This is a genomic window from Methylorubrum populi, from assembly GCA_036946625.1.
Classification (GTDB): Bacteria; Pseudomonadota; Alphaproteobacteria; order Rhizobiales; family Beijerinckiaceae; genus Methylobacterium; species Methylobacterium populi_C.
The window spans coordinates 1,049,653-1,063,596 of record JAQIIU010000003.1 but is presented as its reverse complement, the minus strand read 5'-3'; the positions used below and the strand labels follow the sequence as shown (position 1 = coordinate 1,063,596).

Annotated in this window: 12 protein-coding genes; 6 read left to right on the top strand and 6 right to left on the bottom strand. The window is 69.2% G+C overall.

Annotated elements, in window-relative coordinates; all coding sequences use genetic code 11:
- Positions 1-13 precede the first annotated feature (13 nt).
- From PGN25_16380 to PGN25_16360, 5 genes are all read right to left on the bottom strand, one after another.
- On the bottom strand, positions 14-433 hold the full coding sequence (locus PGN25_16380; protein ID MEH3119115.1) for a hypothetical protein: 420 nt from the start codon (positions 431-433) through the stop codon (positions 14-16).
- A gap of 74 nt (positions 434-507) precedes the next feature.
- A complete protein-coding gene (locus PGN25_16375; GenBank protein MEH3119114.1) occupies positions 508-1,767 on the bottom strand; it encodes an SfnB family sulfur acquisition oxidoreductase in 1,260 nt (419 codons plus the stop codon).
- A 70-nt stretch (positions 1,768-1,837) separates the two neighbouring features.
- Positions 1,838-2,950 (bottom strand): dimethyl sulfone monooxygenase SfnG, encoded by a 1,113-nt coding sequence (sfnG, locus tag PGN25_16370; protein ID MEH3119113.1) that lies wholly within the window; start codon positions 2,948-2,950, stop codon positions 1,838-1,840.
- 397 nt (positions 2,951-3,347) lie between these two features.
- On the bottom strand, positions 3,348-5,765 hold the full coding sequence (locus tag PGN25_16365) for a penicillin-binding protein 1A (GenBank protein ID MEH3119112.1): 2,418 nt from the start codon (positions 5,763-5,765) through the stop codon (positions 3,348-3,350).
- A gap of 141 nt (positions 5,766-5,906) precedes the next feature.
- Entirely contained in the window at positions 5,907-7,202 is a 1,296-nt protein-coding gene (locus PGN25_16360) for an N-acetylmuramoyl-L-alanine amidase (GenBank protein ID MEH3119111.1), read from the bottom strand.
- Positions 7,203-7,984: 782 nt separating this feature from the next.
- Here PGN25_16360 and PGN25_16355 point away from each other — a divergent pair.
- Both PGN25_16355 and PGN25_16350 read left to right on the top strand, forming a co-directional pair.
- The gene (locus tag PGN25_16355) at positions 7,985-8,236 is read left to right on the top strand and encodes a PilZ domain-containing protein (protein MEH3119110.1); all 252 of its coding nucleotides are present in this window, start codon (positions 7,985-7,987) and stop codon (positions 8,234-8,236) included.
- Between the two features lie 771 nt (positions 8,237-9,007).
- Entirely contained in the window at positions 9,008-9,214 is a 207-nt protein-coding gene (locus PGN25_16350) for a hypothetical protein (protein ID MEH3119109.1), read from the top strand.
- Positions 9,215-9,329: 115 nt separating this feature from the next.
- Here the strand turns inward: PGN25_16350 and PGN25_16345 are convergent, their stop codons facing one another.
- Positions 9,330-9,605, bottom strand: a complete 276-nt coding sequence (locus PGN25_16345; protein MEH3119108.1) for a hypothetical protein — start codon at positions 9,603-9,605, stop codon at positions 9,330-9,332.
- A 335-nt stretch (positions 9,606-9,940) separates the two neighbouring features.
- Between PGN25_16345 and pstS the strand changes: the two genes are divergently transcribed.
- The 4 genes from pstS to pstB all read left to right on the top strand — a co-directional run bounded on the left by pstS (position 9,941) and on the right by pstB (position 13,861).
- Entirely contained in the window at positions 9,941-10,981 is a 1,041-nt protein-coding gene (pstS, locus tag PGN25_16340; protein ID MEH3119107.1) for a phosphate ABC transporter substrate-binding protein PstS, read from the top strand.
- Positions 10,982-11,093: 112 nt separating this feature from the next.
- Positions 11,094-12,068, top strand: coding sequence for a phosphate ABC transporter permease subunit PstC (gene pstC / locus PGN25_16335; protein MEH3119106.1), 975 nt, complete (start codon positions 11,094-11,096; stop codon positions 12,066-12,068).
- A 44-nt stretch (positions 12,069-12,112) separates the two neighbouring features.
- Positions 12,113-13,006 (top strand): phosphate ABC transporter permease PstA, encoded by an 894-nt coding sequence (gene pstA, locus PGN25_16330; protein ID MEH3119105.1) that lies wholly within the window; start codon positions 12,113-12,115, stop codon positions 13,004-13,006.
- A gap of 39 nt (positions 13,007-13,045) precedes the next feature.
- The gene (gene pstB, locus PGN25_16325) at positions 13,046-13,861 is read left to right on the top strand and encodes a phosphate ABC transporter ATP-binding protein PstB (GenBank protein ID MEH3119104.1); all 816 of its coding nucleotides are present in this window, start codon (positions 13,046-13,048) and stop codon (positions 13,859-13,861) included.
- The last annotated feature ends 83 nt before the right edge of the window (positions 13,862-13,944 follow it).

The following is a 13,944-nucleotide window of genomic DNA, read 5'->3' as shown; positions in this document are numbered from 1 at the left end:
CCCCTGCGCCTCTTCAGCAGTGGGGAAACAGGACGCCATCGGTCTCCAGGATATGCAAGGCGTCTTTCAGGGTCTTGCCCTCGTGGAGCGGCCACCATTGTCCGGTATGGCGCATCCAGTCGATGTCGAAGCGGTCGCGTCCCGTCCGGACGATCCGGGCGAAGGGCGCGTCGAACTCCTCGCCGGCGTTCTCTCCCGATCCGACGCGGTAGCGCATCAGGAAGCGGTAGCGTCCCCCGGCCCAGGTGCCGCGGAGGTCGATCACGTAATTGAACTCGCTCGGCCGGATCTCCGGCAGGAAGCGGGGCTTGAGCACGTCGCGGATGAATGCCTCGCAGGCGGTGACGATCGTCCGCTTCTCCCACTCGTCCGGCAGGGCCGGCTTCGGCTTGGCCATGGTGGGAAGCCAGGTCCGGTGGATGTGGCGCGCCATGGTCCCGGCTCCGTCCGTCGTCCGGTTCCAGGATCGGACGGCGGGGCGGTTCGCGCAAGCCGCCCCGTCATCTATCAGCTCCAGGCGTGGAGCGGCGGGTTCACCCCGTTGAGCGCATGGTTGCCGACGATCGCGACTTTCCAGCGTACGGGATCGTGAAGCGTGTGGGTGCGGGCGTTGCGCCAGTGTCGGTCGAGGTTGTGCTCGGCCAGCGTCGAGCGGGTGCCCGACAGTTCGAACAAAGTGTTCGAGGCCGCGAGCGCCGCTTCGGTGGTGAGCACCTTGGCCTCGGCCGTGGCGAGCTGGGCCGCCGCCACGCTCTCGGCGGTCGGGTTCGCCACCGCCGCGTCGATGGCGAGGCCCGCCCGGTCGAGCAGCGCTTCCGCCGCGTGCTGGCGGATCGTCAGGTCGCCGATGGCGCGGATGGTGTAGGGGTCGTCCGCGGCCCGCTCCCCTCCGCTGTCGATCCAGGGCCGGGCCTTCTCGCGCACGAAGCGAATCGTGTCGTCGAGCGCCTCGCGGCCGATCCCGGCATCGACCGCCGCCTGGATGATCTGGAAGATCGCCCCGTCCGCCCGCGGTGCCTCGTAGGCGCGGTAGCCCGGCACGAGATGGCTCTTCTCCACCCGCACGTCCTCGACGAGGACGGTGCCGCTGGCGGTGCCGCGCTGGCCGAAGGCCGACCAGTCGTCGATCACGGTCAGGCCGGCTGCGTCGCGCTCGGCGATGGCGTACCAGGCGCGACCCTCTCCATCGAGGGCGACGATCGGCACGAGATGGGCGAGCAGGGCGCCCGAGGAATAGAACTTTTGCCCTCGCACGATGACGTGGTCGCCGTGATCGGTGAAGCGGGTCTCGAACTCGGCGGCGCGCTTGCTGCCGCGCTCGGAGAAGGCGTTGCCGAAGCGGGTGCCCTTCAGGACCTCGGCGAAGAGCAGCGCCTGCTGCTCCGGGTCGGACACGGTGCGGATCGCCGCGACGATGCCGAGATGGTTCTGCGCGATCTGCGCGATGGAGGGGTCGGCGGCGGCGATGATCGCGATCACCTGCGCCAGCGTCCTGTAGGACACCTCCGGCCCGCCGAAGCGTTTCGGCACGTTGATCGACCACAGGCCGCTCTGGGAGAAGGCGTCGAGTTCCTCGAGCGGACGGGCGTTGGTGCGGTCGCGCTCGGACGCGCCCTCGCGGAATTTTCCGGCGAGGTCGTGCGCGATGCGGATCGCCTCGGCGTCGTCGCGGATGACGTGGGCGGGTTTTTGCGGGCGGGCGGGCCCCGGCACGCCCTGCGGCCGGCTTCCGGCCTCGGCCGTGGTGGGGCTGACGGCGATGGTCATGGGCGGTCTCCGTCGGTGGAGGAAAGGCGCGGGATCATCCCTCCCCCGCAGAGGGGGGAGGGTCTTGTCGTCAGGCCGCCTCGGCCCGGCGCTCGCGCGCGGCTTCGAGCGCACGCACCCGCGGGATCACCTGCTCGCCGAAATACTGCACCTCCTCCTGGAAGTGCAGGAAGGCGAGCAGCGCGAGATCGGCGCCGGCATCCTTCAGGGCGAGGATGCGTTCGGCGATCTGGTCGGGCGTGCCGATCAGGTTGGTCCTGAAGCCGTCGTTGTACTGGACGAGATCCTCGAGGCTCGACTTCGCCCAGTTGCCCTCGCCCTCCGGCGAAGCCTTGCCGGCGTTCTTCACCTCGTGGCCGAAGGCCCGCACCGCCTCCGGGTCGGCGTGGTCGATGATCTCCCGCAGCACCGCGCGGGCCTCCTCCTCCGTGTCGCGGGCGATCACGAAGGCGTTGACGCCGACCTTCACCGAATGGCCGTTCCCGGCCGCCTTGGCGCGGATGTCCTCGACCTGGGCCCGCACGCCGTCGGGCGTGTTGCCGTTGGTGAAGTACCAGTCGGAGACGCGGGCCGCCATGTCGCGCGCCGCCCGCGAGGAGCCGCCCTGAAAGATCTCCGGCAGGCGCGCGCCCGGCTTCGGCTTCAGGGTGTAGTCGCTGTAGCGGTAGAAGTCGCCGCGGAAGCTGAAATTGTCCTGCGTCCAGATCCCGCGAAGCGAGCGGATGAATTCCTCCGAGCGGCGGTAGCGCTCGTCGTGGTCGAGCCAGGGCTCGCCGATCGCCCGGAATTCGCCGGAGAACCAGCCCGAGACGATGTTGACCGCGATCCGCCCTTCCGTGAGTTGGCTGATCGTGGCGATCTGCTTGGCCGCGAGCGTCGGGTTCCAGGGGCCCGGCAGGATCGCGGCGATCACCGTCAGCCGCGTGGTCGCCGCCGCCAGCGCGTGGCTGAAGGCGACCGATTCGTGCTGGTACTCGGCGCCGTAGCCGGCGGTGAAGCGGATCTGCGTCAGGGCGTAGTCGAAGCCGGACGCTTCCGCGATCTGCGCGAGCTTGCGGTTGTAGTCGATGTCCCAACCGGTGCGCTGCTCGATCCTGCTGATGACGAGTCCGCCCGAAACGTTGGGCACCCAGTAGGCGAAGCGGATCGGTTCGGGCGAGGAAAGATCGGTTCGGGCGGTCATGGCGGCACGTCGCTCGTCTTCGAGAGGAATGATCTGGAACAACTTGTGTCGCGAGCGCATTCTACTGCGATCTCGCGTCGTTGTTGCAGATCATTGCCGCGCCGAGTCCTTTCGTCAAAGGAATGATCGGGCGTTTTTTCACGCTTTCGGGAAAGGCCGTTCTTCGGCGCGCGCGGGCCGGCGAAGAACGTCTTCGTTGAATACGATCGCCTGTCGGCACCCCCACGCCGCCCAAACGAAAAGAGCCGCCCCTGAGGGCGGCTCCGCCTCGCAATGACGGGGAGGCGGGATCCACTCCGTCATTGCGAGCGAAGCGAAGCAATCCAGGACCGCGACGCAAGCCGGATGAGGCATTCGAGCGGTCCGACGCTCGTCTCAAGACAGTCCAGAGGGGCGCTCAGTAGACGCCGCCGGCCTGGGCGGCGGCACCGGTATCCGGCGGCACCGCCGTGGGGGCGGCCGGGGCGACGTAGGCGTCCGGCGGCGCGGTGCCGGGCTTGAACGCCTCCAGGATGGTGCCGCCGCCCTCGCCCGAGCCGGCGCGGGTGCCCGAGGCCACGTTGACGCGGATCAGCTTGATCCCCGGCGGCACCCGGAACGGGGTCGGCGGCTTGTCCTTGAGCGCCACCTTCAGGAAGTCGAGGGCGATGGGGGCGGCGAGGCCGCCGCCGGTCGCCCGGTCGCCGAGCGAGCGCGGCTTGTCGAAGCCGAGATAGACGCCGACCGCGAGATCCGGGGAGAAGCCGACGAACCACGCGTCCTTGGCGTCGTTGGTGGTGCCGGTCTTGCCCGCGAGGGGCTTGCCGATCTGCTTGAGCAGGGTCGCGGTGCCGCGCTGGACCACGCCCTCCATGATCGAGACCATCTGGTAGGCGGTGAGCGGGTCGAGCACCTGCTCGGACTCGTCCACCAGCTTCGGCTCGTCCTGGCCCGACCACTTCTCCGCGTCGCAGCCGACGCATTTGCGGTTGTCGTGGCGGTAGATCGTCTCGCCGGTGCGGTCCTGGATGCGGTCGATCAGGGTCGGGCGGATGCGCCGCCCGCCATTGGCCAGCATCGAGTAGGCGGTGACCATGCGCATCACCGTGGTCTCGCCCGCGCCCAGCGACATCGGCAGCACCGGCAGCAGGTCGTCGTAGACGCCGAAGCGGCGGGCGTACTCGGCGATCAAGGGCATGCCGATGTCCTTGGCCAGCCGCACCGTCATCAGGTTCTTCGAGTGCTCGATGCCGTAGCGCAGGGTGTGCGGCCCGCCCGACTTGCCGTCGTAGTTCGAGGGCGACCACGCCTCCTGGCCGGGACCGGCCTCGATGGTGATCGGCGCGTCCTGCACCACCGAGGACGGGGTGTAGCCGTTGTCGAGCGCCGCCGAGTAGACGATCGGCTTGAACGAGGAGCCGGGCTGGCGCATCGCCTGGGTGGCGCGGTTGAACTCGGATTCCTCGTAGGAGAAGCCGCCGACCATGGCGTGGACGCGCCCCGTATAGGGGTCCATCGCGACGATGGCGCCCGACACCTCGGGCTTCTGGCGCAGGCGGTAGGTGCCTTTGGCGGGATCGATCGGCTCGACATAGACCACGTCGCCGACCTTGAGCGCCGTGGCGACCGCGCGGCCGGTCCACTTCACGCCTTCCGCCGCGATCGCGCCGGTCTCACGCTCCTTCGAGACGGCTCCGGAGGCCTCGCGCTTCGGCTGCAGGCCGATCTGCGCCACGCCGCCACTGGTGTTCAGCACCACGGCGAGCCGCCAGGGGGCGATGTCGCCGAGCGCCGGCATCTCGGCCACCGCCTGGCCCCAGTCGCGGCCGGTGAGGTCGACCCGGTGCTCGGCCCCGCGCCAGCCGCGGCCCTGATCGTAGCGCACGAGGCCGTCGATCAGCGCCTTGCGCGCGAGAGCCTGCATCTTCGGGTCGAGGGTGGCGCGCACCGACAGCCCGCCCTCGTAGAGCTTGCTCTGGCCGTAGCGCTCGGAGATCTCGCGGCGGACTTCTTCCGTGAAGTAGTTGGCGTTGGCCGCGTTCGGGAAGGCGACGCGGGGGTTGACGCCGAGCGACTGCTTCTTGGCCTCCGTCGCCTCCTCGGCGGTGATGTAGCCGTTCTGGGCCATCAGACCGATGATCTCGTTGCGCCGCGCCAGCGCCGCCTGAGTCCGCCGGTAGGGGTGGTAGTTGTTCGGCCCCTTCGGCAGGGCGGCGAGATAGGCCGCCTCGTTGATCGTCAGCTCGTGGACGGATTTCCCGAAGTAATCCAGCGCCGCGGCGGCAACGCCGTGCAGGTTACGCCCCGGAACGATCGTCCCCAAGAAAATCTCGTTGAGGTAGAGTTCGAGGATCTTGTCCTTCGAGTAGGTCGACTCGATCCGCAGCGCGATCAGCGCTTCCTTGATCTTGCGGTCGTAGGTCTGCTCGGAGGAGAGCAGGAAGTTCTTGGCCACCTGCTGGGTGATGGTCGAGGCGCCCTGCTTCTTGCCGGACTGGGCGTTGGTGAGCACCGCGCGCACGATGCCCTCGGGGTCGATGCCGCCGTGCTTGTAGAAGTTCTTGTCCTCCGCCGAGAGGAAGGCGGCGACCACGATCTTCGGCATCGCCTGGATCGGCAGGTAGAGGCGCCGCTCGTGGGCGTACTCGGCCAGAAGCGAGCCGTCCGCCGCGTGCACGCGGGTCATCACCGGCGGCTCGTAATTGGCGAGCGCGGCGTGGTCGGGCAGATCCTGGCTGTATTTCCAGTAGAAGAACGCCCCGACCGCGGCGGCGATGCAGAACACCACCGCGCCGGCCGAGAACAGGAAGGCGAAGAATCGCAGGATGAAACGCATCCGGGGTCTGTTCCGTCGCTCGTCCGCTGCGCGCCGATGGAGGCGGGCGCGCGGGCCTGCCGCGGGCTCTGGTGAGGCCCCGCGCGGCCGCGCTTCTTGCAAGCGGACGGGGGCTCGTCGAGCCCCGTATCGACACCGGCTCTATGGTGAAACTGGGGCGATGGCCGCCGCCTTGCGCGGCGGGACCGGCGCGGGCCGCGAGAGCGTGGCGCGGCCGGAGAAGAACAGGTCCACGGCCTTGGCCATCGAGCCGGTCACCCGCGCGCGCCATTCCTCCGATTGCAGCTTCTCCAGATCGCTCTTGCTCGACAGGTAGCCGAGTTCGATCAGCACCGAGGGCACGTCGGGGGAGCGCAGCACCTTGAAGCCGGCCTCGCGGTGCGGCTTCGTGCTCATCTCCATCACCGGCGAGAGCTGGCCCATCAGCCGGCCTGCGAAGCCCGCCGAGAAGCCGCGGGTCTCGCGCAGGGTGAGTTCCTGGAGGATGTCGGCGACGTCGGTCGGCCCGTCGCCGGACTCGGTGCCGGCGGCGGCGTCGGCCCGGTTCTCGCGCTCGGCGAGCCGGGCGGATTCGCCGTCGGTCGCCTTCTCCGAGCCGGTATAGATCGTGGCGCCCTTCACCTGCGGCGCGGCCGAGATCGAATCGGCGTGGATCGAGACGAACAGGTCGGCCTTCGCCTCGCGGGCGATGCGCACGCGCTCCCCCAGCGGCACGAACACGTCGCGGTCGCGGGTCATCACGAGGCGGTAGCGGCCGCTCTGCTCCAGGCGCTCGGCGAAGGACTGGGCGAAGCCGAAGACGATGTCCTTCTCCAACACGCCGGTGGCGGCGATCGCGCCGGGATCGGTGCCGCCGTGGCCGGCATCGATCACGATCAGCGGGCGGGTGTCGGCGGCCTCGCGGGCGGGCGCGGATCGTCCCGCCGCGGCGGGGCTCGGATCGCCCGCCACCGCCGCCTTGCGGAAGCTGTCGCGGTCGACCCTGCGGAAGGGGATCGAGAGCAGAACCGCGCCCTCGCGCGTCCTGGTGGTCTCGATGGCCTCCACCACCGCGGGACCGGCGAGATCGACCACGATGCGCGAGCGGCCCGGAGCGAACAGGCCGTAGCGGAACGAGGCGACGAGTCCGTCGCGCTTGCGCCCGGTCGCCTGGCCGGTCTCATGCCCGATCTGGAAGTTCACCTCCGGCAGGTCGATCACCGCCCGGTCGGGCCGCTCCATCACGAAGGCGCGGGCCTCGACGGGTTTCGACAGGGTGAGGGTCAACCGCGTGGTGCCGTCCCGGACGACGGTTTCGGCGGCGATCGCCACCGCCGCACCATTGGGGCCGTCCTGGGCGGGCGCGGGGCCGGCGACCAGGAACAGGCTGCCCGCCAGCGCGAGGGCGGCCCATCCGTGGGCAAGTCCGGTGCGGGGCGGGCGGGTGCGGGGCGGCATCGGTCGGCCAAGGTTCCGGGGAGCCTCTCCGATACGGGATACGGCCGCGATGGTTAACCGTTCCTCACCCCGATCCCGGCAATCCCGGTGCCGCTGTTGTGCGCGGGCGACACCACCTCCGGCTGCAGGCCGCCCGGCCCGGTCGGCTCAGGGCCTGTTCGAGTCGGTTGCTTCGGCGAACGCGTCGTTCCTCATGCCGACCGGCCCGTTTCTTCAAATGCGACGCTTTGGGTGAATGCGCCGGTAAAGGCCGGCCGGCACGATGCGGCCATGACGTCTTCCGCTTCCGCGTATCGTGCCTTGGGCGCGACCGCCGCCCTGGGTGGCTTGGTCGTGATGATGTGCGCAGGTCGGCCCTCGCTGACGTCGCTGAGTTGGGGGCTGGCCGGCCTTGCCGCGTTCGGGGCATCCAGGCTGGTGCCGGACCGGCGACACGCGCCGGTGCCGATGCCGGTCGAGGCACCGCCGCCGGATCGGGACGAGCCGATCGAGGGGGACGTTCTCTTCGTGCCTGCGGGTTCGGGGCGGACGGTTGTCCACCCCGCCCTCCAGCGCAGGGTCCAGGTCACCCGGAGCCGACCGAGCGAGACGTTCGCCTCGTCGCTGCTGCCTCCGTCCCGCGCATCCCGAGGTCCCGCTTCGACCTGACCGCGCCCGTCGTCCGTTCGATCAGGTACGGGGCGTTACCTCGGATTAACGTCCGATCTTTCGAATTTGAGCGGATGACGAAACGCGGCGTTGTCCCGCAAATGGCAGTCTTCAACCCGCTTGAGAGTGCCTCGATGTCCAGCCATGTCCAGCACCGGTTCGACGCGCATCATCCGACTGCCGAAACAGGCTGGATCGCCATCGACGAGCACACCTCCATCGGTTGTCTGGTTCACGACCTCTCCGCTCACGGCGTCGAGATCGTCGTGCCCGACGCATCGATCGTTCCCGAGGTGTTCATGCTGACGGCGATGCGTCTCGCCTCCACCAAGGTGTGCCATACGCTGTGGCGCACGGACGAGACGATCGCGGCACAGTTTCGATAGGCACCCGCCGGACGCGGGCCTCGCGAACCCGGACGGGCTTCACCGGGTTGATCCGCGGAAGGTGCCCGATGGCCGGCACCGGGAAGACTCCGACACCGCGTCCGGCGAGAAGCCCGAGGCGCCGGACCGGCCCCGGCCTGACGCCGCAGGATCATGGCAGCGGCAGCGTGTCCGGCGAGGATTCCGCCGACCCCGGCGGCGGCGCGAAGCGGGGCGGCGGGAAGGATGGCGCCGGCCGCGTATCGCCGACGTCGCGCCGAGGGCGCATGGGCCGGGCGTGGCGGGCCGACTCTCCCGAGAAAGCCGACCCGCCTGTCGCCTGCGTACCGCATGGGGGCGGGCAGCCCAACGACATAGGAGGAAACGGGTCCGGTTCGGCCGGTCATCCCGACCGTCCGTCGACGCGATCGGTCATGATCGCCCCACGCGCGGGTCGTATTGCCCAAGCATCTGCCGCAACGACATGATTTCGGCCGGCTGGCTCTGGTGCCGTCGAAATCCGTCCCCTGTGACGTGCGTCGGCGCACACGGTTCATTCCATCGAAGCGGTCCGCAGCGGATGATCGTTCCAGGAGGAGCGACGCATGCGGGCCGATGCGCCCGGCGCCGCCGATCCGAATCGAGAAATGACGAGGCGCTCGAAAAAACGCGCCCGTATCGATGGGTTCGAGCATTGTAAGTCTTCGTTAACCATCCCGGCGCAATCTCGGGCACCATCGCCCCCTCATCCGCGGGGCGACACCGTTCCTTCAGACTTGGCCCGGTCGATCCATGGTACATCTCGCGACGAACGACCTCGGTGGCTCGATCGTCGAGGCCGGCATGCCGGCCCTCAACGGCGAGACGCGGGACCGGATCGGACAGGGGCTGCGCGAGGTCTACGTCGACCGGTGCGACGCCCAGCCGATCACCGACACGCAGGTGGAGCTTCTGCTGCGCCTGCGGCAGAAGGAGCGTGACCGGCGGCGAAGCGCCTGACCCGGTCCGCGCGCCCCGAACCCGATGGAGGAAACGCCGACCGCCGGCAGGGTGCGGCGCCGCGATTCGAGTCGAGGCTCCGGTCTCCGGCCGAAACCGCGTCGGCGGCTGACCGCTACTGCCAGCGCCGGGCCTGCGGCTGCCGGCGCCGGATCTCGGCCGCGCGAATCATGGTCAGGATCCGATCGAGGTCCTTGAGCAGGGCGGCTTCGGTGAGCCGGGCCGCTTCGATGTCTCCCGCATCGTGCCCGAACCGCTGCCGCTGCTGCAGCAGCGCCAGTTCCTCTTCCAGGGCGGCCCGCTCCGCGTGGAGCGCCCTGTATGCCGCCTCCTGCGGGTCGGCCGGATCGAGGAAAGGATCCTCGTCGCGGGATGGCTGCGGCTCCGTCACGCCGACGGTCTCCTTCGGACTTGCAAGCCCGAACCCATGCCGGTCGGGAGCTTTCGCGAGACGCCCCTTGCCGTCGAGCCCGATGGAACGGCTGCGGCGGGCGCTTCGGCGAATCCCCGGCCAAATGGTCCGAGCACCTGACCGCCAACGCCCGAGGAGCGCCAAGCGGTCCCATCCTCAGCGAAATTCCGCGTCTCCGACCGCTGTCATGTCACCGTCATGTGCCGGTCATAGAGGCGGCGCGTCGGTGCACTACTTGGGCCACGATGCCGCAGCGAACCGGTTTCCGATCGGGTCCGGTTCGCAAGCGTGTCCGACACCCTACGGAGATGCTCGTGAAACCCTTCGCTTACGCCTTGGCCGTCGGCCTCGCGGCCGCCCAGTTCGCGACCTCGGCCCTGGCCGCAGAGATCACCGGCGCCGGTGCCACCTTCCCCTTCCCGGTCTACTCGAAGTGGGCGGAAGCCTACCGCAAGGAGACCGGCACGGGCCTGAACTATCAGTCGATCGGCTCGGGCGGCGGCATCAAGCAGATCCAGGCCAAGACCGTCGATTTCGGCGCGACCGACGCGCCGCTGAAGCCCGCCCAGCTCGAGAAGGACGGCCTCGTCCAGTTCCCGACGGTGATGGGCGGCGTCGTGCCGGTGATCAACGTCGCGGGCGTCGAGGCCGGCAAGGTCAAGCTGACCGGCGAGCTCCTGGCCGACATCTACGCCGGCAAGATCCTGAAGTGGTCCGACCCGAAGATCGCCAAGCTGAACGAGGGCGTGAAGCTGCCCGACGCCAACATCACGCCGGTCTACCGCTCGGACGCCTCCGGCACGACCAACATCTTCACCACCTATCTCTCCTCCGTCTCCGAGCCCTGGAAGAAGGAGTTCGGCGCCGCCACCACGGTGAGCTGGCCGGTCGGCCAGGGCGGCAAGGGCAACGAGGGCGTGACCGCCACCGTGAAGCAGGTTCCGAACGCGATCGGCTACGTCGAGTCGGCCTACGCCAAGCAGAACAGGCTCGCCTACGCCCTGATCGAGAACAAGGCCGGCAAGTACCCGCAGCCCGACGAAAAGGCCTTCCAGGCCGCCGCCGCCAGCGCCGACTGGAAGTCGACCCCCGGTTTCGGCATCACGCTGACCAACCAGGCCGGCGACGATGCGTGGCCGATCACCGCCGCCACCTTCATCCTGGTCCACAAGGAGCCGGCGGATGCGGTCAAGGCCGGCGAGGTGCTGAAGTTCTTCGACTGGGCCTACGGGAACGGCGACAGGCTCGCCACCGAACTCGACTACGTGCCGCTGCCCGACAACGTGGTCGGCCTGATCCACGAGGAGTGGAAGGGCATCAGGGGCAAGGACGGCAAGCCCGTCTTCGGCATGTAACCGAAGTCTTCGACCCTCTCCCGCGATCGGGAGAGGGTCTTTCTCCGGGTGTCCGGCTCGCCTCGCGCGCCACGGCGCGCTAAACGCCACCCATTCGAAGAGCCTCCCGCGGATGACCGCCTTGACCCAGTCCATCGCCCTGGCCCGCGCGAGCGGCACGGCCCGCACCGCCCCGAGCAAGAGCGCCGACCGGCTCTTCCAGGGCGCGGCCTACGCCTCGGCCCTGCTCGTGCTGGCGGTGCTCGCCGGCATCCTCGGCTCCATCGTCTACGGCGCGTGGCCGGCCTTTTCCGAGTTCGGCTTCGGCTTCCTCACCTCCAGCGCCTGGAACATCGGCACCGAGCAGTTCGGCGCGCTGCCCGCCGTCATCGGCACCGTGGCCGCGGCCCTGCTGGCCCTGATCATCGGCGTGCCGGTCTCGCTCGGCATCGCGGTCTACCTCACGCAGCTCTGTCCCGGCTGGGCCCGCAAGCCGGTCGCCATGACGATCGAGCTGCTCGCCTCGGTGCCGAGCATCATCTACGGCATGTGGGGCCTGTTCGTGTTCGCGCCGCTGTTCGCCCGCTTCGTGCAGGTGCCGGTCTCGAACCTCGTCGAGGGCATGCCGGTGCTCGGCACCGTCCTCTATGCCCGCATCCCCTCGGGCGTCGGCGTGCTCACCGCCGGCATCATCCTCGCCATCATGATCGTGCCCTTCGTGGCCTCGATCACCCGCGACATGCTCGACCAGATCCCCACCGTGCTGCGCGAGAGCGCCTACGGCATCGGCTGCACCACCTGGGAGGTGGTCCGCCACGTCCTCGTGCCGCAGGCCTCCGTCTCGATCATCGGCGCGATCATGCTCGGTCTCGGCCGCGCGCTCGGCGAGACGATGGCGGTCACCTTCGTGATCGGCAACGCCAACCGCCTCTCGGCCTCGATCTTCGATCCCGGCTCCACCATCGCCTCGCGCATCGCCAACGAGTTCAACGAGGCCGACGGGCTCCAGCTCTCGTCGCTGATGGCGCTCGGCTGCCTGCTCTTCATCATCACCTTCTTCGTGCTGATCGTCGCGCGCCTGCTGGTGCGGCGCGCCAAGGTCGCCTGAAGCGAAACGTCCGCACCGCCGCCAGCCTCGGAAACCGACGAGTCATGGATGCCAGCAACCCCCTCGCGACGGCCGGCCGGACCCCCGCGGTCAGCCGCGTGCGCTCCGGCCGCCGGATCGCCGACCGCATCCTGATCCTGGCGAGCACGCTCGCGACGCTGCTCGGCATCCTCGTGCTCGGCTCGATCCTGCTGATGCTGATCGTCGAGGGCGTGAAGGGCTTCACCCCCGCCCTGTTCACGGCGCCGACGCCGGGGCCGGGCTCCGAGGGCGGCGGCATCGCCAACGCCATCCTCGGCAGCCTCGTGATGACGCTGATCGGCATCGTCATCGCCACGCCGATCGGGCTGATGGCCGGCACCTTCCTCGCCGAGTACGGCCGCGCCTCGAAGATCGCCGACGTGATCCGCTTCCTCAACGACGTGCTGCTCTCGGCGCCCTCGATCCTGATCGGCCTGTTCGTCTACACCCTGATGGTCCGGCCGATGGGCACCTATTCCGGCTGGGCCGGCGCGGTGGCGCTCGCGATCATCGCCACTCCGGTGATCGTGCGCACCACCGAGGACATGCTGCGCCTCGTGCCGAGCCAGATGCGCGAGGCCGGCGCCGCGCTCGGCGCGCCCCGCTCCCTCGTCATCCGCTCCATCGCGTGGCGGGCGGCGAGCGCGGGCGTCGTCACCGGCATCATCCTGGCGCTCGCCCGCATCGCCGGCGAGACCGCGCCGCTGCTGTTCACGGCGCTCAACAACAACAGTTGGTTCAACGCCAGCCTGCTCGGCGGCGTGCCGAACCTGCCGGTGATGATCTACCAGTTCGCGCTGTCGCCCTATCCCAACTGGCAGAGCCTCGCCTGGGCCGGCGCCCTGCTCATCACCGTCACCATCCTCGTCCTGTCGGTGGCGGCCCGCCTCGTGATCAAGGACCAGCGGGCGCGCTGAGGCCGCCCCCGGACAGCCCTCCTACCGACGAGAGATCCGATGAGCGCCTCCCCCGCGATCCGCAGCCAGTTCGAAGGCCGCAGCCCGGCCGACGTCAAGGCGCCCGTGCGCATCGCCTGCAAGGACCTCAACTTCTACTACGGCAGCTTCCACGGGCTGAAGGACATCAACCTCGATTTCCGCGACCGGCAGGTCACCGCGCTGATCGGTCCCTCGGGCTGCGGGAAGTCGACGCTGCTGCGCACCTTCAACCGCATCTACAGCCTCTACCCGGAGCAGCGTGCGGAAGGGCAGATCCTGCTCGATGGCCAGAACGTCCTGGACCCGAAGATCGACCTGAACGAACTGCGCTCGCGCGTCGGCATGGTGTTCCAGAAGCCGACGCCCTTCCCGATGTCGATCTACGACAACGTCGCCTTCGGCCTGCGCCTCTACGAGAAGCTGCCGAAATCCGAGCTCGACGGGCGGGTGGAGGAGTCGCTGCGCAAGGCCGCGCTCTGGGACGAGGTGAAGGACAAGCTCAAGCAGCCCGGCACCGGGCTCTCCGGCGGTCAGCAGCAGCGCCTGTGCATCGCCCGCACCGTGGCCCAGCGCCCGGAGGTGATCCTGTTCGACGAGCCGACCTCGGCCCTCGACCCGATCTCGACCGGTCGCATCGAGGAACTGATCGAGCAACTGCGCACCGATTTCACGATCGTCATCGTGACCCACAACATGCAGCAGGCCGCGCGCATCTCGCAGTTCACGGCGTTCATGTATCTCGGCGAGCTGATCGAGTTCGACGCGACCTCGAAGATCTTCATGAACCCGTCCAAGCGCCAGACCCAGGACTACATCACCGGCCGCTTCGGCTGACATCCTTCGCTACAGCCCGCCCTCCACCACCGGACCGAGGTTCGATCCGGCGGTGGAGCGCTCGTTCAGGCGCCTGATCGGGA